The sequence below is a fragment of the Celeribacter baekdonensis genome, from assembly GCF_900102315.1.
GTDB lineage: Bacteria > Pseudomonadota > Alphaproteobacteria > Rhodobacterales > Rhodobacteraceae > Celeribacter > Celeribacter baekdonensis.
On sequence record NZ_FNBL01000016.1, the window covers coordinates 20,524 to 45,847 of the forward strand.

General features: G+C 57.7%; 25 protein-coding genes and 1 pseudogene. 6 read left to right on the forward strand and 20 right to left on the reverse strand.

The annotated features are described in order from the left end of the window. Positions 1–159: 159 nt before the first annotated feature. The 4 genes from BLT54_RS18945 to BLT54_RS23055 all read right to left on the reverse strand — a co-directional run bounded on the left by BLT54_RS18945 (position 160) and on the right by BLT54_RS23055 (position 2,291). On the reverse strand, positions 160–1,167 hold the full coding sequence (locus BLT54_RS18945; protein ID WP_074646837.1) for a nucleotidyl transferase AbiEii/AbiGii toxin family protein: 1,008 nt from the start codon (positions 1,165–1,167) through the stop codon (positions 160–162). Positions 1,168–1,169: 2 nt separating this feature from the next. Continuing rightward, positions 1,170–1,766, reverse strand: a complete 597-nt coding sequence (locus BLT54_RS18950) for a DUF6088 family protein (RefSeq protein WP_176832920.1) — start codon at positions 1,764–1,766, stop codon at positions 1,170–1,172. Positions 1,767–1,979: 213 nt separating this feature from the next. Continuing rightward, positions 1,980–2,138, reverse strand: a complete 159-nt coding sequence (locus BLT54_RS22665; RefSeq protein ID WP_193217598.1) for a hypothetical protein — start codon at positions 2,136–2,138, stop codon at positions 1,980–1,982. A 24-nt stretch (positions 2,139–2,162) separates the two neighbouring features. Continuing rightward, positions 2,163–2,291: a hypothetical protein gene (locus BLT54_RS23055; protein ID WP_281241912.1), complete on the reverse strand. Its 129-nt coding sequence runs from the start codon at positions 2,289–2,291 to the stop codon at positions 2,163–2,165. 425 nt (positions 2,292–2,716) lie between these two features. On the opposite strand from BLT54_RS23055, the gene BLT54_RS18960 reads away from it, so the two are divergent. Continuing rightward, a complete protein-coding gene (locus tag BLT54_RS18960; RefSeq protein ID WP_074646841.1) occupies positions 2,717–2,983 on the forward strand; it encodes a hypothetical protein in 267 nt (88 codons plus the stop codon). A 265-nt stretch (positions 2,984–3,248) separates the two neighbouring features. On the opposite strand, the gene BLT54_RS18965 is transcribed toward BLT54_RS18960, so the two are convergent. Beyond that, positions 3,249–4,112 carry a hypothetical protein gene (locus BLT54_RS18965; RefSeq protein ID WP_074646843.1) on the reverse strand — a complete coding sequence of 288 codons (864 nt, stop codon included), beginning with the start codon at positions 4,110–4,112 and terminating at the stop codon, positions 3,249–3,251. A 321-nt stretch (positions 4,113–4,433) separates the two neighbouring features. Between BLT54_RS18965 and BLT54_RS18970 the strand changes: the two genes are divergently transcribed. Both BLT54_RS18970 and BLT54_RS18975 read left to right on the forward strand, forming a co-directional pair. Continuing rightward, on the forward strand, positions 4,434–4,955 hold the full coding sequence (locus tag BLT54_RS18970; protein ID WP_074646845.1) for an aminoacyl-tRNA deacylase: 522 nt from the start codon (positions 4,434–4,436) through the stop codon (positions 4,953–4,955). Continuing rightward, positions 4,945–5,925: a D-alanine--D-alanine ligase family protein gene (locus tag BLT54_RS18975; protein WP_074646847.1), complete on the forward strand. Its 981-nt coding sequence runs from the start codon at positions 4,945–4,947 to the stop codon at positions 5,923–5,925. Before BLT54_RS18970 ends, BLT54_RS18975 begins: the two co-directional genes overlap by 11 nt. A 23-nt stretch (positions 5,926–5,948) precedes the next feature. Here BLT54_RS18975 and BLT54_RS18980 read toward each other — a convergent pair whose 3' ends face one another. Beyond that, positions 5,949–8,384: a tetratricopeptide repeat protein gene (locus BLT54_RS18980; protein WP_074646849.1), complete on the reverse strand. Its 2,436-nt coding sequence runs from the start codon at positions 8,382–8,384 to the stop codon at positions 5,949–5,951. A gap of 208 nt (positions 8,385–8,592) precedes the next feature. Between BLT54_RS18980 and BLT54_RS18985 the strand changes: the two are divergent. Together BLT54_RS18985 and BLT54_RS18990 are read left to right on the forward strand one after the other, a co-directional pair. Then, positions 8,593–8,853, forward strand: a pseudogene (locus tag BLT54_RS18985) (helix-turn-helix domain-containing protein); the annotation flags it as partial. A 345-nt stretch (positions 8,854–9,198) separates the two neighbouring features. Further along, positions 9,199–9,858 carry an HAD family hydrolase gene (locus BLT54_RS18990; RefSeq protein ID WP_074646853.1) on the forward strand — a complete coding sequence of 220 codons (660 nt, stop codon included), beginning with the start codon at positions 9,199–9,201 and terminating at the stop codon, positions 9,856–9,858. 396 nt (positions 9,859–10,254) lie between these two features. Here BLT54_RS18990 and BLT54_RS18995 read toward each other — a convergent pair whose 3' ends face one another. From BLT54_RS18995 to BLT54_RS19005, 3 genes are read right to left on the reverse strand one after another with little or no spacing between them, the layout of a single operon-like run. Continuing rightward, positions 10,255–11,493 carry an amidohydrolase family protein gene (locus BLT54_RS18995; RefSeq protein WP_074646855.1) on the reverse strand — a complete coding sequence of 413 codons (1,239 nt, stop codon included), beginning with the start codon at positions 11,491–11,493 and terminating at the stop codon, positions 10,255–10,257. Between the two features lie 21 nt (positions 11,494–11,514). Then, positions 11,515–11,814, reverse strand: a complete 300-nt coding sequence (locus tag BLT54_RS19000; RefSeq protein ID WP_074646857.1) for a hypothetical protein — start codon at positions 11,812–11,814, stop codon at positions 11,515–11,517. Continuing rightward, positions 11,801–12,166 carry a Rieske (2Fe-2S) protein gene (locus BLT54_RS19005; protein WP_074646859.1) on the reverse strand — a complete coding sequence of 122 codons (366 nt, stop codon included), beginning with the start codon at positions 12,164–12,166 and terminating at the stop codon, positions 11,801–11,803. Before BLT54_RS19005 ends, BLT54_RS19000 begins: the two co-directional genes overlap by 14 nt. Before the next feature lie 105 nt (positions 12,167–12,271). On the opposite strand from BLT54_RS19005, the gene BLT54_RS19010 reads away from it, so the two are divergent. Beyond that, the gene (locus BLT54_RS19010; protein WP_226946246.1) at positions 12,272–12,730 is read left to right on the forward strand and encodes a MarR family winged helix-turn-helix transcriptional regulator; all 459 of its coding nucleotides are present in this window, start codon (positions 12,272–12,274) and stop codon (positions 12,728–12,730) included. A gap of 21 nt (positions 12,731–12,751) precedes the next feature. On the opposite strand, the gene BLT54_RS19015 is transcribed toward BLT54_RS19010, so the two are convergent. The 11 genes from BLT54_RS19015 to BLT54_RS19070 form a co-directional block, all read right to left on the reverse strand. Beyond that, positions 12,752–13,687, reverse strand: a complete 936-nt coding sequence (locus BLT54_RS19015; protein WP_074646861.1) for a DMT family transporter — start codon at positions 13,685–13,687, stop codon at positions 12,752–12,754. 28 nt (positions 13,688–13,715) lie between these two features. Further along, the gene (locus BLT54_RS19020; protein WP_074646863.1) at positions 13,716–14,165 is read right to left on the reverse strand and encodes a hypothetical protein; all 450 of its coding nucleotides are present in this window, start codon (positions 14,163–14,165) and stop codon (positions 13,716–13,718) included. 13 nt (positions 14,166–14,178) lie between these two features. Then, positions 14,179–15,171, reverse strand: coding sequence for an ABC transporter substrate-binding protein (locus tag BLT54_RS19025; protein WP_176832922.1), 993 nt, complete (start codon positions 15,169–15,171; stop codon positions 14,179–14,181). Next, positions 15,168–16,355, reverse strand: a complete 1,188-nt coding sequence (locus BLT54_RS19030; RefSeq protein WP_074646865.1) for a Gfo/Idh/MocA family protein — start codon at positions 16,353–16,355, stop codon at positions 15,168–15,170. Before BLT54_RS19030 ends, BLT54_RS19025 begins: the two co-directional genes overlap by 4 nt. Next, positions 16,345–17,268: a PDR/VanB family oxidoreductase gene (locus BLT54_RS19035; RefSeq protein ID WP_226946245.1), complete on the reverse strand. Its 924-nt coding sequence runs from the start codon at positions 17,266–17,268 to the stop codon at positions 16,345–16,347. The genes BLT54_RS19030 and BLT54_RS19035 overlap by 11 nt, the downstream gene beginning before the upstream one ends. Positions 17,269–17,423: 155 nt before the next feature. Further along, the gene (locus BLT54_RS19040) at positions 17,424–18,569 is read right to left on the reverse strand and encodes an alpha-hydroxy acid oxidase (protein WP_074646869.1); all 1,146 of its coding nucleotides are present in this window, start codon (positions 18,567–18,569) and stop codon (positions 17,424–17,426) included. Positions 18,570–18,700: 131 nt separating this feature from the next. Continuing rightward, complete coding sequence (locus BLT54_RS19045) at positions 18,701–19,981, reverse strand: Rieske 2Fe-2S domain-containing protein (RefSeq protein ID WP_074646870.1); 1,281 nt, start codon at positions 19,979–19,981, stop codon at positions 18,701–18,703. A gap of 138 nt (positions 19,982–20,119) precedes the next feature. Beyond that, the gene (locus BLT54_RS19050; RefSeq protein WP_074646871.1) at positions 20,120–20,686 is read right to left on the reverse strand and encodes a putative antibiotic biosynthesis monooxygenase; all 567 of its coding nucleotides are present in this window, start codon (positions 20,684–20,686) and stop codon (positions 20,120–20,122) included. Between the two features lie 172 nt (positions 20,687–20,858). After that, on the reverse strand, positions 20,859–22,769 hold the full coding sequence (locus tag BLT54_RS19055) for a TRAP transporter permease (RefSeq protein ID WP_226946244.1): 1,911 nt from the start codon (positions 22,767–22,769) through the stop codon (positions 20,859–20,861). Positions 22,770–23,263: 494 nt separating this feature from the next. Next, the gene (locus tag BLT54_RS19065) at positions 23,264–24,253 is read right to left on the reverse strand and encodes a TAXI family TRAP transporter solute-binding subunit (RefSeq protein WP_074646874.1); all 990 of its coding nucleotides are present in this window, start codon (positions 24,251–24,253) and stop codon (positions 23,264–23,266) included. Positions 24,254–24,750: 497 nt separating this feature from the next. After that, a complete protein-coding gene (locus tag BLT54_RS19070) occupies positions 24,751–25,275 on the reverse strand; it encodes a MarR family winged helix-turn-helix transcriptional regulator (protein ID WP_074646876.1) in 525 nt (174 codons plus the stop codon). Between the last annotated feature and the right edge of the window lie 49 nt (positions 25,276–25,324).

Here is a 25,324-nt window from a genome sequence, read left to right on the forward strand (position 1 = left end):
GAAATTGGTCTGGGTTGTTCATTTAAGAATGAAGTGCTGCGTAGCTTTGCGTGACGGGCACACTGGCATGCACTAGAGGCCGAGTGAAATGTGCCGGATATCCCTAATATCGTCAAGGCGCCAATCCAATTGGACCGCACAAAAATTGTGACCGATAGGTCATCTATTGATTTCAACCTCGAAGGCTTTGATCGAGTCTAGGATGTCATCAAAACGCGGCCCATCCCCGATGATCATCTCCTGCATCCCGGAATAATCCCGGCGCAGAGCAGCGGTGAGAGCCTCATTGGGCATCAATCTCAGCGTTCCGGGGCGTGCCGCATCGTAGTTTGCCCAGGCGGCTTTAAAGAAGACAGACTTGTGATGAGCCACCTGCTCCAAAAGATCCAAGCGACCGAGTGCGCGGGCCTTGGCCTCATGACCGATGAGCTGGGCCATATCGTAGTAGTGGCGTGACATTCGGTCGGCGAGAGGTTTGGCAGGATCCTGATGGTAGAGCATATGCAGGATCGTGGCCTTTTCCCAGAAGGTCCGCTCGACGCCCAACACGTTCACATCCACCCCGGCTGATCCCAGAAGACCAGGAAAGGCTTGATGAACATATGGCGAAATCTCGCGAACCTCGGCCGGCAAGTGAACCCCACGCGCTCCGAACTCGAAACGCACGATCGGTTTGACATAGCCATCGGAGGTCTCCGTCAAAGACGGATAGGCAAAGAGAAGAGTTTGGGCGTCGTTCGGATCAACGGTCAAAGAGAAGTCTTGATCCAGGCTGGCACCGAAAGCTGCATCAATCGCAGCCAAGAGCGGCCCAGAGACTTCAGCCTCTGCCGTCTCCTGGAGTTCTTGGAGCAAGGACTTTCGCTTTCCTCCGGTCAGATCGGGGTTTTCCGGATCGCGATCCCCTTCGAACCCCAACTGAGCGCGATCAAGGGACAAGTCCACGTCTTCTGAGAAGCGGTGGATCATATTGTAGGCTTTGGAGAGGGATGTCCCTCCCTTGAAAATCATATGCTCGCCAAAGGCGGGCAGAGCGAAAAGATGCTTCAGGGACCAACAAACCCAGAAGTCTTTCTCAACGATCGCCTTGGACATTCCAAGCTGTGCCGCGGCTTCTTGAAAGGCCTCGTCTCGTTGTTCGGGGGTGTCGTTGGCAAACTGATCCATACTCAGGCGTGCGCCACGATTTGCTGCACAACCGGGTGCATCCAGGCAGGCACATGTTTGCTTTGTTTGGAAAGCAGCACCCGATCCTTGTCATTCAGCGCACGGGCCAGCTGCCCGATCACCTGATCATCAATCCGGTCCTTACCAATATAACGCAGCGCCTGAAACACGGCACCGGTCCTTTGGCCCGCGCCAACGAGCGTCTTTGAGGACGCCTTGCGAAACTGGATCACCTGCCGACCAACTGTTTTTGTCCGGGTCGGGCCATCGGTCATATAGATCGGCTTGGACGGCACCTGAGTAGACAGCCCCAACTGATTGGCCGCCATAGCAGGGGAGGGTTGCAGCACCTGGTTGTCCTTGCGCGCCACCGCCTTCGCGATGTCATCCGCAGACGGCGACAGATAGCCGAAGCGCGGGCTTTTCTTGGGATAATCGTAGAGCCCACGGGTCAAGCGCCGGATCATGCCCTGATCGGCAAGGCGCGACAACGCCTGATCCACACTCGCGCGCGTCCCGATATCCAGAAAGTCCGAGGGCGCAAAGATGGCGCCTCGACCCTTTCCGATGATGCGTTGTTTGATCTTCGACATAATCATGGCTCATCTCCTTGTCAGAAAATATGGTATGTTTTCCTGAAAGTCAATGTTGTGAATATCGACCAGTCTCCCAGGCTGAACACAGATAGCGCCATCCTCAAAGAAAATGACTTGGTCTGGGCTAAAAAGCCTTGAAACCTGTTCGAAATAGCGATCAAGAAGCATGCCTTCGATTTTGCTGACGTCGCCGCACCCGGCCAGATCATGCCAAGATCAGAGACCATGGGCACCACGCCCGTGTTTCAGCATGACCCCGCAAATCAGCGTGAACAGCTCCACCGGGGCCCAGACCGTCAGATAGGCCGAGACAACGAGGACGCTGATCCGCTTGCCAAGTGTGGATTCGGGGCGGAACCCGTTCATCGTCGGCACTTCAGCCGCTTTTGCCACCGCCAGCTAGGCCACCACAAGGGCCGTGACCAGACCGCCAACCAGCGTCAGGACATTCTTGTAGCCCGACTCGAAGGCCTTGGCCAAAGCCTCAGAACAGACATCGGCCCCAAGGGGAACAGCTGCGTTCCCCACCGGCACGCTATCTTGATTTCCAGAATCATCAGACCAGCGGCCAAGCGTAGAGGCCCAGCAACACAATGGCCAAGGCCGAGCCGAATATGGCAGAAAACGACATCTTCAAAAGACTATCCGCCAGTAATGCCATCGAAGATGGCACAACCCCGGGTGGCTTCAAGATTGAAATTAAACCAGTTTTCGCATACGATAAGTCCCTGATTTGTGTGGGCTGCTCCCCATCCCTGCGAATGGGGAGCAGGGAGTTGACCGCATGCCCACATGCGCTAGACTGCACGACAGATGACGCCCGGTTCACGGGTACTGAAGAGAGATGAAACGTCAGACGACAAAGACGCATTGTGTCGCGTGACTGGCAACGGCGTGTGCCCCTTCAAATGGACAAAGGCCGAAGATGTATTCTGGGTAAGGATGAAGCTGGAATGAGTGTACACGGAGCTTTTACCTTCGATACCGACAACGTTGACCCGGCGGCCCAGTTCCACATGCCCAGCCTGGTCGAAGAACCCGAACTGCAACGCATCGCCGTCCGGGTTGCGCACAATCACCCCGACGTCGTCACCGTGGCCGATTACCGGCGCTTGCCGTTTGAGAAACTGCGCATGATCCTGTCGAACTTGAAACTACCCCCCAGGAAGGTGCAGCGCTTTACCGCCGCCGTCTCGGTTTACACGGAAGCCGTCGACTAAGGCGTGGCGCCGTGACCTGCCCGTACGGCAAGAAACTCTCAAGACCCGCCAGGCCCAACCGAAACCCTTCATAGTCCCTATCCTGATCATCATGCTTGCCGCCAAACCGTTTCTGGCGCAGCTGGAAACCGCTAGGATGGCAGCCAAACGGACCGCCATTGACCAAGCGGTCGAGGAGTTGAGAGGCAAGGCCCGAGATTTAAAGCACTGCCACCTCTTCCCAGCTTTTTGAGCGGTTACCCCGTCCAAGGGCACTGTGCCTCCGTCAGGGGCCCAAGGTCGGGATCGTGCCGAAGACAGTCTCGCGGCCGCAATAGGGCACACTTTCCTTTTCCACGGCAGCACGCCGTGGCGATTGCTTGTGACAGTAACACCAGCTAACCGGCGGCTCGTCCGGTAGGGTATCTCGCAACCATTTGGTAATATGCCAAGCGGTCAACAGACTGACCAGTTTTCCCTTCTTCAACCCCTCGAACATCTTCGCCACTTGTGCCAGAGGTTGGTTCGTTGTCCGTTTATACGACAACAGAAGCGCAGGATCGTCGGCAATTCGGGTCCACAGCTCGGGCCGGGGCAGCGCGGTTTCGAAAACTGACAGGTGCAGGCTCAGCCCATGGGTCAGGGTCTGGTTGTGCTCGATATCCAGCTCGCGCAACTTTGCCTCGATCTGGTCCATCGACTGCTGATCGAGGCCTTCGACCTCATGTTCAGCGGACAGGGTCAGGCCCGAAACCTTGCCTGCCTTGATGAACACGGCAATCTGCAAACAGGTCAGCAACAGAAAGGCGTTGGAAAACAGTGTGCGTTCGTTGCGCCAGATGCGACGGATCTGCGGCTCGGGCAGCATGGTCCAATCCGCCGGGTTGTTCGGCGCGACCTGGCTCTTGACCTCATCCGGCACCAGACGCGCAGCCAGATCGACCAGCGGCTTGATCATGTCTATGAACAGCGCGCAGTTGATAGCGGTAAAGCACCCGGCAACCTCTTCACGCACCCCGGGCAGATAGCAATGCCGCCAGCGGCCATAGTCGTCCTGCCAATCGGGCGGGATAAAATGCGCGGGGGCCAGGTGCTGGGGATGCAGATAATCGTCAGGGTCATCCGAAAGCCATTTCGGTGACTGTTTCAAAATTTATACCCTCTTATCACCCCAGACACCCTTGTGCGTCCTATGAGGGCAAGTTCTCGCCCAAGTCGAGGTGTTCCGTCAAGAATTAACCTTAGCGCGGGGCGGTTTGGTGCAGTTCGGGACGGTTAGGGAAGAGCCACCGGGTGGCGCCTGTGCGCGACTTTGCCTGCCGGTCTGGCCCCTTATTTGCCGTCGCATACCCCTGTTCGCCGCCATTCATGTGCATGCGGCGGTGTGGGACGTGGTTCACACGCCCGTACAGGCATGGGTGGCGTTTTCTATGAACAGAGGGATCAACGCAAGCAGAAAAGAAGAGGCCCGATGAACAAACCCCTCAATCTTGGCGGAAATGCCACCCTTGCACGCCTGGCCAGGCTGCAGCCCAGCCTGCCCGCCGATGTGCCGTCCCGCTGGCCCGGCTTCCGTTTCCTGCGGATATTTCACCACGCCCCGGTCGTCACCTGCGACGATGCCGCGCGCGCGCGTGGCGTGCTCTTGGGTAACGAGCTGAAGACCATTGTACTCAGCACCCCGGACGGGCTGGTCGGGGTGCATCTGCCCGGCGACCGGCGGTTGCATTCGCGCAACGTCAAGGCCGCCCTGGGCACCCGGCGCCTGCGCTTTGCTGATGCGGATGAGCTGGGCGCAAACGGCTTGGCACCCGGCCTGGTCAACCCGCATAGCGCCGGGTTCGTGCGCCGTCACCTGATCTGCGCCAGCCTGATGGGCAAGGCTTTTGTCACCACCAATGCCGGAGTGTTCACCCACGGCGTGGCCTTCGCTCCCCTCGACCTCACCTCCCTGACCCCCAAATTGATCGGAGACTTCTCCCATGACAACTGACCCCAGCACCTCGCATGTTTGTCTGGTCGCCGACACGGTAACCCAGCACGACGCCAGCTTTGCCAATCGCACGCTTGAATTCACCGAAGCCACGTACCTGAAAGCGGTGGTCGGCGGCCTCACCGACGCAGGCTTTCGCGTCACCCACCTGGACAGCCCAGGGGCGCTGGCCGCTCAGGCACCCGCGCTGTTGCGCGAGGACGCGGTCGTTATCAGCCTGTGGTCAGGCACGCGCACGCGCACGCGGCGCACGCTGGTGCCATCGACCTGCGAGGGGCTGGGGCTGCGCTATGTCGGAGCGGACGCCTACAGCGCGATCGTCTGCCAGGACAAGGACCTGGCAAAAAGCTATGCTTGGCGCCATGGCATTGCCGGGCCGGCGGGGCAGGTTGTCGATCCCGGCAGACCGTTTGAACCCGACCCGCGCCTGACCTCGCCCTTCGTGGTCAAACCCCTGGCCGAGGGCGGTTCGATCGGCATTGACCAACGGGCCTTCTGCCCAGGGTGGGAGGAGGCTGCGCGCCAAGTCGCCACCCTGCAAGAGGCCCTGGCCTGCCCGGTGCTGATCGAAGAATTCTTGGAAGGCGACGAGGTCTCGATCTGCCTGATGGGCGCGGATGGCGACAGCGCGCAGTTGGCCGCCGTGCGGTTGGATGTCGAGGGGTTTGACCTGGCGCGCGGGATCTGGTCGATGGAGGTCAAAAAGACCTTGACCCGCCCGACGGAAAACACCCCGATCACCCATGCCCTTGACCCCGCGCTGCTCCGCGCCTGCCGGCGCTTGTTCGACAGTTTCGAAAAGGTCGACTACATGCGCATCGACGGTCGCATGACGCGCGACGGGTTCCGCTTGATCGAGCTGACCCCGGACGTGCACCTTGGCCCGACGGCCAGTTTCGCCCAATCCATGGCGTCGCTGGGGGTGGAGTATCCCGACATGTGGCGTACCCTGATATCCTTGGCGACTTGACGACCACGCACAGGGGCGACAGGTCACGGGTTCGCGGTAGAGCAAGAAGCCCGGTTCAGGTCCAGTGGGAAATGCCACTTCGACAGGAACGAATAATGAAAAGGCTGCCCAGCCAGAAAGGTGGAATCACCGTCTGGCAAGGTGGTGCCGAACAGCCGTGCCTGCCAAAGGTCCGTGTGGATCATGTCGATCCCGCGCGCCTTTTCCATGCGCGCCTCGGCCGTGGGCGCATCGCCCGCAGCCGAGGCCCACCGGGACCAGTTCCAGTGGAGACTGCGCCACAGCCCCTGGTTCGACAGGGCATGATGAGTCAGCAGACGCTCGGCCGCAGCGAACAGGGCCTCGGTGTCGGGATCACCGGTCAGCGCCCCGACCACCGCTAGGTTCTGCGCCAGCACGATCCGGTCGAACGGATCCTGCGCGCCGTCGCGGGCCAGCAGGAAGAGTATGCGCGTGCCCTCGCCATGCTGGCCCGCCGACAACTGGATCACCCCGCGATTGTTCAGCATCTGCGCATGGCCTGTGGCCTGGCCGGTCATCATCTGTTCGGCCTGGGCCAGTTCGGCAGAGGCCTCGTCCAGCCGCCCCAATCGGCCCAACTGCATGCCCAGGGCATTGCGCGAATGGGCTGCCTCACGCATCTGCCCACGCGCCGCGAACAGCTCGGCGCTCTGGCGTAAGGGCGCCAGGCTGTCGCCATAGGACAGGAAGATATCGGCATTGCGCAGCAGATAGGGGAAATAGGGGCTGCGCGGGGTTTCCGGTCGGGCGACGACCTGGCGATAGAGCGCCAGCGCCGCATCACGTTGGTGAATCGAAGCCAGCGCGGCTAGCCGCACCACCGCGAACCCGGTGTGATCGCGACAGCCCGCCAACTGTTCGGGTGCGGTCAGCGCAAGGGTTTCATCGACCTGATCCAGCCGCCCGGCGACCGCCGTCCGCGCCAGGCGATCCATCTCGCCCGACAGCTCCAACCGATCCAGCAGAAGTGCCACCGAAGCATAGGCTTCCAGTTCAAACAACAGGCCAGCGACCTTGCGCAGGCCCGACAGGCCTAGATCCCGCGCGCCCTCGGCAATCTGCTGGCCGAACAGGGTCGCGGCGGCCTCCAACACCGCCACGATGCGGTCACGGAAATGACTGTTGTCGCCGATCGCCTCAAGCCTCGACAGGGCGCGGTGCAGGGTATGTTCCTCGCAATGTTCGATCGCCAGGCGCAGTTGGAACAGCCACTGATCGTCGGTCTCGGCCTGATCGCCATAAACGTCGATCCAGGTCTTGCGCGCAATCTGGACCATCGCAGGGGGCGCCAGGTCTTCCATAGCGCGGGCCAACCCATCATGGGCAAAGGCCACCTGACCGCCACCCAGGGTGATCATCTCGTTCAACGCCAGCTCCATGCGCGCTACGCGCAACTGGTCGGGGTCCAGCCCCTGACCCGCCAGCCTGTCCATGAAATGGTCCAGGAGAGCCGCCGGTGCCGCCCCGTCATGCAGATGCAGGGTCACAGCCAGAAAGCGTTCATCGCGACTCATCGTCTTGAACAGTTGCGCATAACTGTCGCCGTCCGAAACCTGCGTGGCATTCAGCCCGGCACCGGAGCGCACCACCTTCGCTAGGTTGTGGATCCCGCGCAGATCGCCGCCATCCTGGTGATAGACCTGCGACAGGCGCTGGTCCTTGGTGACGCCCATGTTGCGCGCAACCTCGGCGTAATGAGTATAGGTCAGAGGCAACAACATCCGCGCCTTGCAGGTAAAGCCTGCGCGGTCGAACTCCTCGACCAGTTCACCCAGGCTCCAGGTCACGAAAGGGCTCTGCGCCTCGATCTGGGTGATCTCACACAACACCATGCTGTCCTTGCGCCAGGTCACATCTTCGACCAGAAACCCCAACGTCGCCTCGTCGATCAGATGGATGTTCTCCAGGATCAACCCGACTGGATGGTGTTCCACCACCGCGCGCACATAGCGTTTCAGATAGGTCACCGCGGCCTGTCCGTTCATGTCCAACAGCTCTTCGGGCTTGAACTCACCCAGGCTGAAGCGGCGTTCCAAGAAGCCCTTGATCTGGCGTACCAGAGGCACGTCCAGTTCCTTCAACAGCTCGTTGGCGACCTCAAGCCCCAGGTGTTCGTCGGTCAGATAGGCCTTTAGGTTCTTGTTGAACTCCTCGATGCTGAGGATCTTGGCCCCGGTTTCGGCGGCCTTTTGCAGGGCGGCGGCGATCTGGGTCAGGAACACCCCGTCCTCCAGGCGCGACCCGCGCGAGCGGCGAATGCGCACGCGTACTAGATCGCGGCCCTCGTGTCGCTGGGCGACCTCGTCCATGAAGCGGCTTTTGCCGATGCCCGATGCCGCCTCGAGGAACAAGCAAAAGGGTTTGTCCCAGTGCCCATGCAACAGGCTCAACACATCAGACAGGTCGTCGGTTCGATTGACGAAAGGTAAATCACTCATCGCGAAAACTCTTCAACGCTGCAAATCCGCGCCCAGCATAGGCAAAGCCGCCACCTCAGGGAATACCAGTCTCGAAATGTCATACAAATCGCCACATATAATATACATAATAAACCTTACAGGCCACTAAAATTTAGCTAGGGGCGCGCTACTTTGAACTGCGACTCCTATTATAAATCAATGGGTTATCTAATTAGGAGATTGTGCCATGTCTGGCTCCTACAAGCAATTGAACATCGAAGAACGGCGTAAAATCGAGCGCTGGCTGAGTGCTAAAGTTCCTGTCCGTGAGATGGCGCGTGTGTTGAAGCGCTCGAAAGCGACGCCCTACCGTGAATTAAAGCGGAACTATTTTGTCGACGAGAGCCTGCCGAAATACGCGGGTTACTATGGCGCTGCTGCTCAGTTGAAAGCCGATGACCGACGTTCGCGACAACGCAAGCTGATCAAGCATCCAGATCTCGCCAAATTCTGTCCAAGAGATGGGGAGTAGCTCATTGAAATCAAGCGAGTGGTTTTTCTCTTTGCCATCGTGGATCGTCTCTTTCATCATGCGACCCACCTTAAACGCTGGTCCGAATTCCCGCGACCTCCTCTTCCATAAGGCGCTCATCGATATGTGACGCTTGTAAGTTCTACCCAATTCGGATGACTGCACGGGACAAACGAGGCGTGTTCATCTATTCTGGTTTCGCGACAACACATGACTGAGCGTTAGAAGGGTTGATGCCGGGCGCAATGCCAATACATGACGTGAAATCCTCCAAGCCGTTTCGGACGATTACTCCCAAACAAAGAGGACGGGGGCCCGACATTGCCAGTTTCTCAACTTACTCCCAAACTCGTGATCTTCGACTGTGATGGTGTGCTCGTCGACTCTGAGCCGACCTTCAATCGCGTCCTGCATACTTACTTGCTTTCGACTGGCGCACGCCTGTCACTCGTCGAATGCTGCAATCTGTTCGTCGGTAAGAGCAGACATGATGTCGAACGTTACGTGAGTGACAGGGGATTGCGCCTTCCAGAGAAATGGCCGCAGGATTTCTACAACAGAGTTCTCGACGCTCTTAGGACAGACGTCACGCCGATCCCGGGTGCCCGTGAGGCGGTGGCGTTGATTTCGTCGGCTGGCATACCGCTCTGCGTTGCCTCCAATGGGCTCCTGGCAAAGATGCATGTCACGCTGGAACAGACAGGGCTGCTTTCCTGGTTTGAAGGAAAAATGTATTCAGCTTATGATGTCGGCGCCAGCAAACCCGCGCCTGATGTGTTTTTACATGCGGCCAAAATGAATGGCGTTGCGCCGGAAAACTGCGTGGTAGTCGAGGACAGCGTGAGCGGATTTGAAGCGGCTTTCAATGCTGCTATGACTTGTTTTGCCTATGTCCCAAAGACGGCATTGAAACCAGACGACCTCTTCGGTGCGCGACGGCTAACCGATATGGCTGACCTACCGAAACTGTTGGGGCTTTGAGAGCGATCAATCCAAGGTCAGCAACCAGCTTTGCAGAGACCGAAAAGTCTATGCCGGGCTGCACGATCTTTATCCGAGTAGACAAAGGTGTGACGTGCGAAGGAACAGACCCGTTAAGTATATTACATTTTCGGGTCTGCTTCACCAATTATTGTTATTGATCGACTGGGTGAGCTATAGGCCCAAGCGAGACATCACACGGATGCCAGACCATGAGCTGAAACAACTCAACAATACGCCCGGAAAATACCTTGGTTAGAAAACCCCTTTAGCAGTCTTCCAGAAAAGAATACTGGCCGAGATAGAACTCCCCCTACCTTCGGAGGCAATAGGGGTCGCGCTTCATCTAGCGCTCATAGATTGCGACCGGCACGAAACCGGTCGCATCGCCTGGTGTCAGCCTTTTTTGCGCGCTTCGAGTTTCCAGTCCGACATCGTCGGCTCGATATTGAAGAGCTTCAGAGCGTTACCGCCCAGAATATCCCGCTTGGCCTGTTCCTTCAGGAACGGGAGATCGTAGATCGTGCTCGGAAGATCCATGTCCCAATGCGGATAGTCCGACGAATAGAGCAACTGCGACTCGGCGTTCATCATCTTGAACGTCACTTCCAGCGCCTCCCGGTTGTCGACAAGCTCCATCGGCTGCGACGAATAGAACATCTCGCGCATGTAGTCGCTGGGCTTTTTCTTCAAAAGCGGCGCGTCAGAGGTGCGCATCATGTATTCGTTGTCCAGACGCTGCATCAGGAACGGCACCCAGGCCAACCCGCTTTCGATCCAGAGGGTTTTCAGTTTCGGGAAGCGTTCCGGCATCCCGTTCAGCACCCAGTTCGTCATGTGGATCATGTTGCAGAAGCTGAATCCGAGCGCGTGCACCGAGATGAATTTGTTCAACTGCGCCAGCGACGAATCCGCCCAGTGATAGGCTGCATGGAAGCCGAGAGGTTTGCCGTGCTCTTCCAGCTTAGCAAAGATGCGCATGTTGGCATTGTCATGCACAGGCCGTTTCAGATAGCCGGTAGATAGGAAGCCGACGACGCCCTTGCGTTCAGCGAATTCGTCGATCATCTTCTCGGCTTCATGCGGCTCGTTCATCGGAAGGTAGACCATCGAACAGATGCGTTTGTCCTCTTCCAGAATGCGCTCGCAGAGCCATCTGTTATAGGCGCGGGCCATGTTGACCTCGACCTCCGGCTGCGGATGGGTCGCCAGCAACAGCATCGGCGTCGGGAAAAGGCAAGCCACATCCACCCCCATGGCATCCATCCAGCGACGGGTCAGGGTGATGTCGCGATGCGGACTTTCGGGCACTTTTTCCTTGTTGCGCCCGGCATAGCGCGTCACGCGCCCGGCCATGTCCTGCGATCCGATGGCCTGAGGAATAAGGCTGGCACGCCCGACATTGCCCGCCGACAAACCGAGATGCCGCATGACCGGATCATCCATGTACTGGAGGATTTCGGGCAGGGCCTCGGTTTCGTAATGGTGGCTGTCCACATCACAAATGAAGAAGTCTTTGTAATTGCGCTCTTCCGCCTGTTTGCGAGCATTTTTCAACAGCTTCGTCGTGTTGAATTCCTTGATCGCAGGATCGTTGTCAGAGCTATAGTTCAGTGCGTTAGGTGTCAGTGACATTTGAGGTATCGCTCCCTGTCCTTAATTTTTCAGCGTTTGCCACATGCCCAGTTCGAACGCCGCCATATCGGCCGCTTCGAGCAGGCCGGTGGTGGCAATGGCCACTTCGGTCGCCGAGACATCGCTGTCGTTCGGGAAAGCTGCCAGATCCTTGTCGCTTTCGCGCAGACCGGCATAAACGCGGATCAACCCAGCCAGAAGGGATTGCATTTGTGTAAGGCTGAGCCCATCGCCATCAGGCGCACGCAAAGCACGAAGCACATCATCGACAGAGGCGTCCAGCGTATTGGTTTGCGGGGTCATTTTTTCAAACTTCGACATAGATGTTTTCATCCCGCTCAATCACCTTGTAGCGATTGAGACGAATTTTCGGGTCGCCCAGGGCCTCGCCGGTTTCGATCTTGAATTCCCAACCGTGCCAGGGGCACACGAAATGCATTTCGTCCGTATCGAAGCTTTGCTTGAGCGGGCGACGCTCTTCGTCGAATTCGACACAGACCTTGGGCATCTTGAGCCCTTCGCACACCGGCCCACCCTGGTGAGGGCAGACGTTGCGATAGGCCACGACCGTTCCTTTGTGACGGATCACACCGATCTCCACACCTTCGAGCTCACAGATTTTCGCAGTAGTCTCGCTGATATCCGATGAGGCACACAACAGTTTTTCAGGCATACACTCTCCTCCGTTATAGTAAGCAAATCTTACTGTTAACATAGTAAGATTGTCTTACTATATGGAATGCTTTAGGTTTCGTCAAGAATTTAAGGGCCTAAAATAATGATGAATAACAATGTCATAGGTGAATCCCCCTCGCAAAAACGCGGGCTGGGCGCGTCCCTTCGCCTCGCCAATCATCTCTATGGCAAGCTGTTGCAAAAGCGTTTGATCGATTCTGATCTGAGCATGGCGCAATACATCCATCTCAGGACACTGAAAGAAGAAGGACGCCTCAGCCAATCGGAACTCTCCGCACAGCTCGGCATCGAAAAAGCCTCATCGACGCGTGTCCTTGACGAGCTCGCACAGAGAAACCTCATCCGCCGCGAACGTCATAAACAGGACAGGCGCATGATCATCGTCAGCCTATCGGAAGAGGGGCATAAGAAAATCGACGAGGCCATGTCCTCGGCCAAAGTCGCCGCCAGACTCGCCTCCGAAAATTTCGACGAGGGCGAATTGCTCCAGCTTTTCGCTTCGCTGGACAAAATCATCAAAACTCTCTCGACCGCCACCTGAGCAGCGCTCGGGAAACCGAGATCATGACAGAACCGGAGCGAGGGCCAGCAGGATCACCCCTGTCCCGGCCATCGCAGAGGACAGGTAGAACCTGCGTCCGGGGCGGTTTTCGGTTTTGAAGACATAAGCCGCAAACCAGACGGCAAAGAACATTTCGACAGACGAGATAAGCGCGACCACGGTCACATCGGCCAACATCAAGGCAAAAAACAACGTGATCTGCCCCGTGCTCATCGCCACGGCAGCCAAAAGCTGCCAGCCGCTCGGTTTCTCCAGCAGGGCGCGAAGCTGTGTCTGAGGGCTGTAACGCAAAATCGCAGACGCACCAAACCAGAACAATCCAGTCAATGCGCCAACGAACACTCCGGCGAGCGGATCGGGCAAGTATTGCATGGCCATCTTGCGCGCGACCAGAGAACTGCCGTAGCCCCCAGCCGATCCAAGAGCCAGCAAACGCCCCTTTTGCCGCTCCGCAGCGGGACGCTCTGAAATGACGCCGGGAAGACCCGAACGGCGCGACGGGCTTGTCATCATCACGACCACGCCCGTGGTGACCAGAAGAAAGGCGACCATGATCGCCGGGGTCATCACCTCTCCAAGAAAGAAAAAGGCCAAAACGGCGGCGAAAACCGGAATGAGTCTGCGGATCAGCCCGGTTTCGATCGCTCCCGCTAGTTCCACCGACCGAAAAAGCGTCAGTCGCCCCAAAACATTTCCCAAAAGCCCGGCGAGGACAAAATAGCCCACGCCGAGAAAGACCGCCGACCCATATTCGGGCAGCGGCGGGCCGATCAAAAGCCAGAGCCCCCCGGAGACCGTGGCGGTCGTGACAATGGACAGGAACACATCGTTGCCGCGTCCCCGGGCGGATTGAGCACTCTTGACGATGGCAACAGAACTCAACGCATAACAAAAAGCTCCGAATACGGCCAGAAGCCCCCCGAAAACCGCTATCATGGGAATGCCTCCGACATGCCGCTGTTGATCAGCGGGCCCCTTCACATATTTTTTGCAGGAAACGATCCGAAGCCATCACCTCACGCAGCGGCATTTTCTTTTGCGCTTCATCAAGCTCGGAAGAATAACTCAGCCCCTGCCCGTCCCAGAACCACCAATAGATAATCTCGCCCTGCTTGCCGCGCACAGGCATGCGGAACATCGGGAATTTGCGTTCGCCATAAGGAATCTCGGCCTCTCCGATCTTGCTATGCGGCAGATTGAGCTTTTTCAGCACACCGGCAAGCGGCACCATTGCAATGGACTCTTCCTCTTTGCCGGAAAAAAGGCTAGCGACGTTATCGGGCCGCTTTTGATACGGCCCGTTCAGGAATTTCACGACAGGCGGATAGCTTGGGTGCGCATGGGTGACCTGCACATAGGCCAGCCCATCGTCCGTCTCGATTTCGACGATATCGCCGGGTTTATATTCTTCCATTTCGACTATCCCCTCAAAGGCTGTAGGCTTCCAACGTGGACGGATGGAACAGTTCCTCGATCTTGACGCGACGCGGCGACAGACCCTGGCTGGCATGATAGTCTAGGAAACGGTCGAGTACATGAGCGTTGTCAGCAACCCCATAGCTCCAGGGGTCTTTGCCCATCAGCGCATGCACCCGGTTCAGGTTGTCCTCGACAAAGGGCATGGTGACCTTGGTCGCCGAGGTGTCCGACAGGGCCTCTTCGGCCAATCGTTTCGATTGGGTAAAGGCCTTGAGCAAGGCCGCGGGCAGGAACGGATATTCTTCGGCGAGACTGCGACGCACACCCAACACATGCATGATCGGGAAAATCTTCGTTCGTTTAAAATAATCTTCGGCCGTCGTGATGCTGTCCGCGAACAGCCGCCCGACATGCGGATGACCTTCGGAGAAACAGCGCGGCCAGCGCGGACCGATAAACCCGTCGATCTCGCCCGCTTCCAGCATGCTGTTGAGCGTGGCCCCTTCGGGGGCATCGACCATGGTGATATCGTCGGGCAGTTGCACCTTGATCTTTTCAGGCCGTCCGGGCGTGTCCATGCCGCCGCGCACCCAAGTGATATCGGAGGGTTTGACGCCGTAATCCTCTTCCAGGATGCCACGCACCCAGACGTTGGCTGAGAGCTGATATTCAGCGATCCCGATGCGCTTGCCCTTCAGGTCCTCGGGCTTCTCGATGCCTTTGTCCGTGCGGATATAGACCGAAGTATGCCGGAACGCCCGGCTCAGAAAGACCGGGATCGCCACATAATGCGGGTTCCCCCGCGCGACCGAGATGGAATAGGACGACAGCGAAATTTCACTGATATCGAAGGCCTCGTGCCGGAAGGCGCGAAAGAACATTTCCTCCGGCGACAATAGCATCGGAATGGGATCGACGCCGTCGATCTGCACCCGGCCATCCACGATGGCCCGCGTCCTGTCGTAATTGCCCATGGCCAGAGATAGCTTGAGATTGGTCATTCTGTCGGTTCCTCGTGTTTCGTTCTGCACTGATACTGCAAGTCGACCGGTTGGCCGGCAGCGGCGGATGTCAGGATTGCGTGGCAAACCTCAAGGCTTGCGAGCCCCCATGCGCCGGTTTGATCCGGCGCCGTGCCCTTGCGCACCGCATCGACCACAGCGTCGAGCACGGTTCGGCGGGGGGCGGGCCCAAAGGGGGCTTCGATGAAGTGCCGCTCGGTGTCACCGAAAACTTCGATCCCGTCCGGCGTCAGTTTGAGATCGGCACGGTCACACAAAGCGATGACCGGACCAAAATGTTCGTTATGCGATGCCTCGATCGTCGTCCCGCTGCCGAAGGTCCGTGTAGCTTTGAGCCGGGCTTCGTCATCGGGGTTGAGGTTCATGAGCGCACGGCGGGCTCCGCCATAGGCCCCCGTCTTTTTCGGCTGGCCCAATTCTCCGACATCGTTCATCCAGATGTCGCTATCAAAATGCGCATAGCCGGAATAGGTCAGATTGGCGACACAGCCCGTCTCGAAACTCATAAGGGCGGTAAACGCACCCTCTGTCGGACGTTTTGGATCCCAAGCGCCGGTCATCGCGTAGATGTTTTTGGCCATGCCACCGGCCAGCCGCCGCACCACGTCGATCTGGTGAATGGCCTGGCTGAACAGGACCCCGCCCCCTTCTTCGGTGCGCAACTCTTCGGGGCGACGCGGGCGATAGAGAAAATCGGTATAATTCAGCGCCTGAATCATCCGCAATTGACCGAACTCCCCGCTTTCGATCAGGCGCGCGGCCAGATCCACGGGGGGATCAAAGCTATGGCTCGGACCGACGATCAGATGCACACCGGCCTCGTCGGCGGCGCGCACCATCCGCTCGGCATCCTCCATGGAGATGGCCAGAGGCTTTTCCACCAGAATATGTTTGCCCGCCTGCGCCGCAGCCAGCACATGATCTATATGCATCTGATGCGGTGTGGCGATGTAGATCGCCTCGACCGAAGGGTCGGCACATAATTCATCGACCGTTTCATATGCCGCGCCGCCATAGTCCCGGACGAAAGCCGCACGGCTTTCTTCGCGGGGGGCAGCAGCGGCCACGAGTTTGACACGCGGATCGGCATCGAAGGTCGGCACCATGAGCATGAAAGCACGCCCCAGCCCAGCAACGCCAAGACGGACGGGATCAGAGGTCAAGAACCAGCCTCCCCGACTTGGCGCGCGACACGCAGATCATCACATAATCGTCTTTTTCCTCATCCATCAGAACCATGTCCCGATGATCGGCATCACCACTCAGAAGACGGGTCTTGCAGGTGCCGCAGGTGCCGCTCTCACAGGAGCTGGAGGTTGCAAAGCCGGCATCCCGCAGCGCTTCGAGAATCGAGCGGTCCTCGGGAACCTTCACGACTTCACCGCTTTTCTTCAATTCGACTTCAAAAGGCACATCATCGTCGCGTACGACGTCGACGGGTTTGAAGTCCTCGAAATGGATACGTCCCTCGGGCCAGTGACCCGACACGGCCTTAATCTCTTCCATCAAGGGTTTGGGTCCGCAGCAGAAGACATGCGTGGCCCGGGGCGTCACCAGATCGTCCCAGAAATCATAGACCTGATCGAGATCGCCATTGTCATGGTGAACGATGATCCGGCCTTCGAAAACAGCGTTCAACTCGTCCAGATAGGCGGACTCTTCCGCGCTCCGACTGACATAAATGATCCTGAGCGCCTTGCCCTTTTTATCGAGGTAGCGCGCCATGGCATAGATCGGCGTAATGCCGATACCGCCCGCGATCAGCAGGTATTTCTGCACATCGGTCAGTGGGAAATCGTTCTCCGGCGCTTCGATATTGAGCTCGGTTCCCTCCTGTGCGTCCTCGTGCATGGACGCCGATCCGCCGCGCGACTGCGGCTCACGTTTGACTGCGATCACGTATTCCTTGGGTGTTTCCCCATCGTTTACTAGGGAATACCGGCGCATCGCTCCCGAAGGCGTTTCCAGAGTGATATGGGCCCCCGGTGCAAAATCCGGCAAATCAACGGCCTCGACCGGCACCAGAGTGAATTCAGAGATGCTTGGCGTTAAATCGCGTCGTTTGTCGACGCGCATTTTTATTTGCTCCATAAAATCCTCCCGATCTGTTCGCAGCACCCCATCAACTTAGATAGCTAAGTTGATGAAGTCAACATTCGAACCCCTTGTTCGTCCAGTGTTTTGGCTCAGATAAATCCGTCCCGGCCATTTCATCTGGCCACCAGTAGGCATCACCGCATCTCAGAGCCCACAAGCACCCGGCGATCCAAGTCCTGCGGCCTGCGACAGCCGGTAAAAATCATGGTTCGGCGTATTTCTTCCTCAAGAATCGACAGCGCCCGCGCAACCCCGACATGCCCGCCAGCCGCCAGACCGTAAAGCGGAGCACGTCCCAGAAGAACGCCCTGCGCTCCCAGCGCAAGCGCCTTCACGACATCGCTGCCCCGCCGTATCCCGCCATCGAGCAACACGGTCGCGCTATCGCCCAACCGATCCGCGATCTCTTCGAGAACCGACAGCGTCGCAGGCGCTCCGTCAAGCTGGCGTCCCCCGTGGTTTGAGACCACCACACCGTCCACCCCCTCATCGCGCGCCCGCAAGGCATCGGCGGCACACATCACTCCTTTGATCAGAAGCGGTCCGCTCCACTGTTTTCGGATACGTCGCACATCGTCCCATGAGAAATTCGGATTGCGCTGCGAGCGGGTGAAGTCCGCCAACTCCTTGTCGCTGGCCCCCTCCCCCAGAAACGCCGTCAGGTTTTCGAACCGGGGCCGGTGTTTACCCAGCCATACGGACGTCAGCCATCTCGGGTGCATCAAACCGTCGAGAAGGATCGGAGCACTCATTTTGATTTCATGTGAGAACCCATGTCTCAGGTCACGCTCACGCTTTCCGCCGACCAGCGAATCCACCGTGATCATCAGTGCGGAATATCCGGCGGCGGCGGCACGATCGATCAGTGCTTTTGAAAAATCGGGCTTACCCCATGGGTAAAGCTGAAACCACTGCGGTGCGGAGCCCTGTCTGGCGATCTCTTCCATGGAGGTGTTCGACGCCGTGGACAGCGCGAAACCAATCCCTGCCTCATCCGCCGCACGCGCCAGATGCACATCCCCTTGCGGCCAGTAAAGCCCGTTCAATCCGGTGGGGCCGATCAGTAAGGGGGTGGAATAGCGCTGGCCGAAAATCTTCGTCGTCAGATCAACATCCCCACCCGAAAGAATGCGGGGCTGCAGATGAATGCGCTCGAAAGCCTGCCGGTTGGCCCGAAGCGTGATCTCGTCTTCGGCAGCGCCATCCAGATAATCGAACACGACAGCGGGCAGTCGGGCCTGCGCGCGGCAGCGCAGATCGTCGATATTTATGGCCTTCATGGCCTGGTTTCCGGTGTATCTCATATCTCGGGATTACAACTCCGCCGCCGGGCGTACCGCGCGGTTCGGATATACATAAAAATCCGCCCGACAAGAAAGCCGGGCGAATTGGGGAGAAATATGATCAATGATTACTCGGCGGCCTCTGTGGCTCCGGACGTATCGACGAGTGTGCGCCAGTCGACCTCTTTCGGGTAAACCCCCTCATGAGAGGCGATCTTGGCTTGCGGGACCTCGGAACCAGTGCCGATAGCTTCTCCGCCCTCGGCAACCTTCTTGGCCGCATCCGCCATTAGACGGCGAAACTCGACGATCGCAAGATCCGAGGCGCCCAACACGTCGGTGTGGCGCTGCACGCGGCTGCCCATCGACACCCACATCACAATATCCTCGTTCGGGATACCGTCGACACCCGTGAAGTGACCCTCTTTCATCCGCTCGCGATCCTGCAGGAAGTCGTTCTCGAGCGTCCGAAGCGTCCGCCATTTGTGATCCACATCCACGCCGGGAACGGCATGGGCGAATTTGCGCCATTCCTCGGTCGATGGCACGTTCGGACCCCCGAAAGCGAGGAAGTGGAAGGCCGTTTCATCGTCGTTGATCGGCACGATCACGCTGGCCACCTTGTAGTTGTTGTTCGGCGGGATCAGCGAGTAATAGGGCGCGATGAATTCGGTGATGCGCAGGTAATGATGCGTCGCCGCATTCTTGATCGGCTTGCGGATCGCCGCATAGTGAAACCCGTAGCTGGTGGTTTCGGTCTGCATCCGCGGTGCCTTGTCGGTCGAGGGCCGGTACCAGGATTTGTCATCGGCCGCGGCGCCTTCGACCCGGGCAGGAACCATAGTGGACGAGTGCAGCGAAGACGAATGCGCACTGTCGATCTGACCTTCATGAATCTGTGCCCAGTTGGCCGGAACGCGAATTTTAAGGATTGCGACCGGGGTGTCCTCCGTCGGGGCAAAAGCCGGCGGTTGGAATTCGGGCATCTCATCCTTGTCGCCGAGCCAGGCCCAGACGAAGCCACCCCATTCACGCACCGGATAGGAGCGCTGTTTGACCTTGTCCATGAGCGGGCTGCCCTCGGGCTCGGAGGACATCGCCACTACGTTGCCGTCCACATCCATTTTCCAGCCGTGGTACAGGCACCGCAGACCGCATTCCTCGTTGCGGCCATAGACCAGCGAGGCTTTGCGGTGCGGGCAGAGCTCGTCAAGCATGCCAAGCCGACCATTGGTGTCACGAAAAGCGACATAGCTTTCACCCAGCACCTCGACCCGAAGCGGCTTTCCATCGGGCTCTGCCACCTCTTCGATCAGACAGACAGGTGTCCAGTGCTGACGCATGAGTTGCGCCATCGGTGCATCTCCCGTCACGCGGGTCAGCAGTTCATTCTCTTCGGGTGTTAGCATATGACCTCCTCCATACGACGATGAATCAATTTTCAGAACTCGCATCAATCTTAGTTATCTAAGTTTATTCTGTCAACAACCTGCGCAGTATAAAACATGTGCGCGGCGACAGCATTTTCGACGCCAGCGGTATCAGGTTTACCGCGAAAGCCAACCCCCCAGACGCCGGTTCAGGAACGGCAGGACGTAACCTGTGTTTAGCCCAGTCAACACCAGAGCAACCAGAAACAACGCCCCCGGCACCGGCAGCTGCGCCGTGATCGGTTGCAGCAAATAGAACAAAGCCACCAGCAAGGGATAAACGCCAATCATACTGAGCGCCCAACGCTTCCAGACCGGTGCCGGACGCGGCGGTTTGTCTTTGTCTGCGCTCAGATACGCGATCTCTATATCGAGCGGCGGAGTCTCCGGCATCGACGCCATCCGGCTCCTGATGGCCTGCGCCAGACGTTCAGGCAACTCCGGCATCTCGGCAACAAGACGGCATCCACGGGCACTGATGGAAAAACCATGCCGCTCGGCGCCCCGTTGCTCGGCAAATTGCAGAAAGGACACCAAGGGGTGGCGGGAAACATCCGCAGCGACAACATCACGGCAAATTTGTGCGACAGGAGCCGCGCGATCCGGCGCGACACCGAAAGACAGGGTGAACCCCGAGACACTCCCGGCCTCACGCTTGTTTGCGCTCTTGGTATTTGCGGACATTTTTCCCCCTGCAGACGGCGTATCATGCACGGAAAGTCTCATAATCATTGCATCATACGACTTTTACACAACGTTTCGTCATGGGCATGCGCCATGCCTGCATTCCGAAACGCCTTAAAATGTTGTGGCCACCCTGACAGGGTGGCCACTTTCTTCTGAGAATATGCCGGTCTCAGGTCTCTTCCTTCCCGCCGGCCGCGACCGGAGTGGAAAAGAAGAACTGTCGCCCGAGTACAGCAATGACCAAGGCAATGCTTGCCACAGCCAGAAGCGGGAAAGGGCTCACGGCGCCAACGGCTCCGATCGTCAGCAGCAAACGTTCCAGAGTGCTCAGGTCCGTTTTGACCATCCCCTCCAAAGAACAGGCGATTGCAAGCGTCGCAGAGACCGCACCGACGATGGCAAGCGTGTTGATCAAAGGATCGGACATCAACAGGATCGCCGGGTTCCACACGAAGGCGAACGGCAGAAGGAAACCGATTACAGCCAGCCGAACAGCGGAGAAGGCAATCTTGAACGGGTCTTCATCGGCAATCGCGGAAGCCGCAATCGCAGCCACGGCAATCGGCGGTGTCAGAGCCGACAGGATTGCGTAGTAGAGCAGGAACATCTGGCTGGGAAGCACGGGAAACCCGAGCTTGGCCAGAGCAGGCCCAACGAGAACCGCAGCAAGGATGTAGGCGCTCGGTGTCGGCATACCCAGACCGAGAACGATGGTCACGGCAGCTGCGATCACCAAAGTCAGGATCGGCTGACCGTTGCTGAGTTCCAGGATGACATTGGCGGATTTCATACCGAGCCCGGTCATCGAGAGACCGCCGATCACGAGACCGGCCGCCGCACAGGCCCCTGCCACGGGCAGGATCTGCAGCGTCGTCGTTCCGAGCCCTTCCAGAATTTGCCAGGGCGTCATACGGGTCTCTTTCAGGATCAGCGAGGCCAGAATGGTCGCCACCACACCGACGCCCGCCGTGAACGTCGGGGAATATCCCAACATCAGCGCGACCACGATGCCGATGATCGGCAAAAGGAAAACCCAGCCGGTTCTGAAAGTGTCCGCAACGGACGGGACCTCATCCTCGGAAGGACGCAGATCGAGCCGCACGGCCCGCAGGTGCACCTGAGAGAACACCCCACCATAGTAGATCAAAGCGGGCAACAGGGCCGCGAAAACGATCTCATTGTAGGAAATCCCGGAATACTCGGCCATGATGAAGGCTGCCGAGCCCATGATCGGAGGCATGGCGCTGCCGCCGGTTGACGCAGCAACTTCCACCGCACCGGCAAAACGCGCGCTGTAGCCCAGGCGTTTCATCACCGGGATGGTGATCGAGCCCGTCGCGACGACATCCGAGGTCGGGCTGCCCGACATGGTGCCGTAGAGACCCGAAGAAATGATAGCGATCTTGGCCGGGCCGCCCCGTGCACGCCCGGTGACCAGAGAAGCGAGGTTGAAAAAGAAATCACCCCCACCGGCCTTGGACAGAAAGGTTCCGAACATCACGAACAGGAACACATAGCTGGCCACAACCTGGATCGGCACACCGAACAGACCATCGGTCGTGAACACGAGAACGTCGAGGAGATAGCTGAACTCGCTGACCCGGTGCCCGAAGGGCGGCGGCAGCAGATATCCGAACAGGTTGTAGATCAGGAACAGCAAAACCACGCCGGTCAGACCGAGGCCTGTCGTGCGCCGGGTCGCCTCAAGCGTCAGGAACAACAGGGAAGAGCCAAAGAAGAGCTGATCGGGCGTAAACTGGTCGAGCAGGCTGATACGATCGGCGACGACCCCGGCATTGACGTAAAAATAGATGCCGCAGGCAAGACTCAATGCGGAGAATATCCAATCGTAAATCGGGACGTCATCCGGGGCTCTGGCCGTCGCTCCGATGGCCAGAAAGAGAATTGTGAAGATGCCCGAAATGAACAGGATGCCGAGGATCAGCGGGTCGGAAATAACGAAAAGGTTCGCATAGATAACCCATAGCGCGAAAGCGGCCGCGAGAACGATGACAACCGTTCGCATGGTGGAAGCAAGCTTCCGGCGACGGCCGGTTTCGGTAAGCGAGGGAATGTTCATAGTGCCACCGCCCCGCGTGTCATATGTGTATCGTGCATCTGTCGATCCGCGCCAAAGCCCATCACCGGGCATCGGGCGTCGAGCAGGGGTTGTGCGGCAGTGTTGTGAAAGAATCCGTCCTTTGCCAAGCCTCCCTGCCCCGACACTACGCGCTCGGACATGACCCTCTGGCCCGAGCAGCCAAATATATTCATGTCAGATTTGAAGGCCGTCCTAGATACTTCCATCTTTTCCTCCCTTTTCTTCATGATGATGCCCACAAAGCGGGATATGTGCATCTCCCGCATGGCACTTTTCGCAGCGTGAACACTACAATTATCTTAGATATCTATATTTAATGGCGCAATCATGCGTATTTACGTATAACGCCAAAACCATAACCCGATGGCCGACATGCGTTTCGCGTCGCCCTAGCAAGTCACAGATATCCTCGAACCTCATCGGAAAAGTCGGCGCACATGGCCCCGCGCGCCGACCTGGTTTATACGTTGATCTTATTCGATCAGCCCAAGTTCCTTGTAGGCGCGCTCCGCGCCCGGATGGAACGGAAGTGTCTCTTGCGAAACCAGCAGTTCCGGTGTCAGCATCTGCATCGCGCTGTGCACGGAGCGGATCTGGTCCATGTTATCGACAATGCTATGAGCAATCGCATAGCCCGTCTCTTCCTCCAAAGCGTCAGATGTGACCAGCAGGGCCCCGAGTGCGACGGTCTGTACCTCATCCGCCTGATGCGTATAGCTCCCGGCAGGGATCGTGTAGGGTCCCGTGCCGAATTTTTCATTTGTTTTTTCAATAACATCCTGAGGAACAGTCAACAGAACGACGTCGTTGTTCTTGTCGACACTGAGGAAAGACGAATGGCCAACGAAAATCCCGTTGATCACCATATCCGTGCGACCATCGGCTAGCAGGTCAACCTGTTGCGCGGACCCACCGCGCACGACTGTGCCGCCGTTTTCCTTGATCGTCTCTTCGTCAAAGCCAGCAGCGTCCAGCATGAAAGCGGTCATGTTGGCCGTCACATTGCCCGAGTTGTTCATGGCGACACGAATGCCCACATCGGCTTTCGCAAGATCGTCAAGGCTGTCGATATCGTATTCATCGGCGATGGATTTCTTCAGAAAGAAATGCATCGGCGCCCAGTTATACATGTAACCGATGGCCTGAAGATTGGTGATCGGTTCGCGGAACGGCTCTTCACCGGACAGCGCCAGCTTGATCTCAGCATCGTGCGCAAGACCAAGATCCGTTCTGTCGGCAGCAAGCAGACCGATATTGGCAAAACCGCCGCCGGTCGCCTGATAGGTCACGACACCATCAGGATCGCTAGCTTTGACGGCCCGGTCCACACCGGCCCCAAGCAAGGACCAAAGCCCGGACGGGTTACCCCCCGAAAGCGTCACGTTGACGCTGTCCGCAACCGCAGAGTTCCCGATCGCACAAATGCCGATCGCAGCGAAAAAAGTGGTCAATTTGTGTTTCATTTTTCCTCCCTTTAAATTTTTAGCAGTCGCGATATCCAAGCCTCCTCCATAGTCTTAGATATCTATCTTCTTACTTATAGATACACCCACATGGTCCGTCAATAGTTACACAAGCAAATAGGGAACTAGCTTCAGATCGTCAGAAAAATGCCTTTTTTCGCGCCCGAAAAGCATGAACCTATCATTTGAATCTATGTTAACTTAATGAAGTCAAAATGCTGAAAGATCATAAAGTTCCGGGCACCCAGGCAAACAGAAAGGGAAGCAATCCCAGAAGGTACAGCCCCCCCCCCCCGGTGCATGTATCCCGCCTAAGGTAACAAAAAAAATCGTGATTGCCGCAACACGCACTCGGCCTCGGGCCTTGTCGAAAATATCGCAAGATATCTGCGTCATAAATTCTGGAAAATCGGTAGCTTTCACGCAACACGGCAATGTTGCTTGTTTGAAATCAAACCGTGTCGCAGATTGATCTTTGAAAGTTTGTCAGGTCCTGGTCAGACGCCCATTCCCTTGGTCGGAGGGACCCGAATCCCCCGACGCACAGCGTCTTTCTCATCCTGTTCGAGGTTCCTGATCATTTTCGCGAGACTGCGCTTCAGGTTAATTTGTTCATCCTTGGTCAGCCCTTCTACCGCAACCTCGTTTGCCTCGATTGCAAGCGGTTCAAGCAGCCCCCGCAACTGCCAGCCCCGTTCCGTCAAAAACGCATGCTGTCGACGCCGGTTTCCCTCGATGTTGCGCCGAACGATATACCCCAACTCTTCCATTTTCGTCAGGGCACTATGCGCTGTCGGCTCCGTCAGATGTGCGCGATCGCTCAACTCACGCTGCGACAGACCGTCCTCCTGCCAGAGGATACGAAAGAAAATCCACTGCCCGAATGTTACATTCTGCGTCGCAAGTCGCATTTGCAGAGAACGGTTAAAGCCGCGGGCCGCCAGTCGCACCAATCGGGCGAGACGCTCATCCGCCTCCGGCAGGTCGTTCAGGTCTTCGGTGCATGTGGATTGATCTGTCATACGCTATACAAAGCAAAATTATCAGGCTTTGCCAAGTGTATCAAATGCC

Excerpts from the sequence above, each read along its gene's own strand:
- BLT54_RS18945 (WP_074646837.1), bottom strand. The coding sequence starts at position 1,167 with ATGGATCAGTTTGCCAACGACACCCCCGAACAACGAGACGAGGCCTTT.
- BLT54_RS18950 (WP_176832920.1), bottom strand. The coding sequence starts at position 1,766 with ATGATTATGTCGAAGATCAAACAACGCATCATCGGAAAGGGTCGAGGC.
- BLT54_RS18960 (WP_074646841.1), top strand. The coding sequence starts at position 2,717 with ATGAGTGTACACGGAGCTTTTACCTTCGATACCGACAACGTTGACCCG.
- BLT54_RS18970 (WP_074646845.1), top strand. The coding sequence starts at position 4,434 with ATGAACAAACCCCTCAATCTTGGCGGAAATGCCACCCTTGCACGCCTG.
- BLT54_RS18975 (WP_074646847.1), top strand. The coding sequence starts at position 4,945 with ATGACAACTGACCCCAGCACCTCGCATGTTTGTCTGGTCGCCGACACG.
- BLT54_RS18980 (WP_074646849.1), bottom strand. The coding sequence starts at position 8,384 with ATGAGTGATTTACCTTTCGTCAATCGAACCGACGACCTGTCTGATGTG.
- BLT54_RS18995 (WP_074646855.1), bottom strand. The coding sequence starts at position 11,493 with ATGTCACTGACACCTAACGCACTGAACTATAGCTCTGACAACGATCCT.
- BLT54_RS19000 (WP_074646857.1), bottom strand. The coding sequence starts at position 11,814 with ATGTCGAAGTTTGAAAAAATGACCCCGCAAACCAATACGCTGGACGCC.
- BLT54_RS19005 (WP_074646859.1), bottom strand. The coding sequence starts at position 12,166 with ATGCCTGAAAAACTGTTGTGTGCCTCATCGGATATCAGCGAGACTACT.
- BLT54_RS19010 (WP_226946246.1), top strand. The coding sequence starts at position 12,272 with ATGATGAATAACAATGTCATAGGTGAATCCCCCTCGCAAAAACGCGGG.
- BLT54_RS19015 (WP_074646861.1), bottom strand. The coding sequence starts at position 13,687 with ATGATAGCGGTTTTCGGGGGGCTTCTGGCCGTATTCGGAGCTTTTTGT.
- BLT54_RS19020 (WP_074646863.1), bottom strand. The coding sequence starts at position 14,165 with ATGGAAGAATATAAACCCGGCGATATCGTCGAAATCGAGACGGACGAT.
- BLT54_RS19025 (WP_176832922.1), bottom strand. The coding sequence starts at position 15,171 with ATGACCAATCTCAAGCTATCTCTGGCCATGGGCAATTACGACAGGACG.
- BLT54_RS19035 (WP_226946245.1), bottom strand. The coding sequence starts at position 17,268 with ATGCGCGTCGACAAACGACGCGATTTAACGCCAAGCATCTCTGAATTC.
- BLT54_RS19040 (WP_074646869.1), bottom strand. The coding sequence starts at position 18,569 with ATGAAGGCCATAAATATCGACGATCTGCGCTGCCGCGCGCAGGCCCGA.
- BLT54_RS19045 (WP_074646870.1), bottom strand. The coding sequence starts at position 19,981 with ATGCTAACACCCGAAGAGAATGAACTGCTGACCCGCGTGACGGGAGAT.
- BLT54_RS19050 (WP_074646871.1), bottom strand. The coding sequence starts at position 20,686 with ATGTCCGCAAATACCAAGAGCGCAAACAAGCGTGAGGCCGGGAGTGTC.
- BLT54_RS19055 (WP_226946244.1), bottom strand. The coding sequence starts at position 22,769 with ATGAACATTCCCTCGCTTACCGAAACCGGCCGTCGCCGGAAGCTTGCT.
- BLT54_RS19065 (WP_074646874.1), bottom strand. The coding sequence starts at position 24,253 with ATGAAACACAAATTGACCACTTTTTTCGCTGCGATCGGCATTTGTGCG.
- BLT54_RS19070 (WP_074646876.1), bottom strand. The coding sequence starts at position 25,275 with ATGACAGATCAATCCACATGCACCGAAGACCTGAACGACCTGCCGGAG.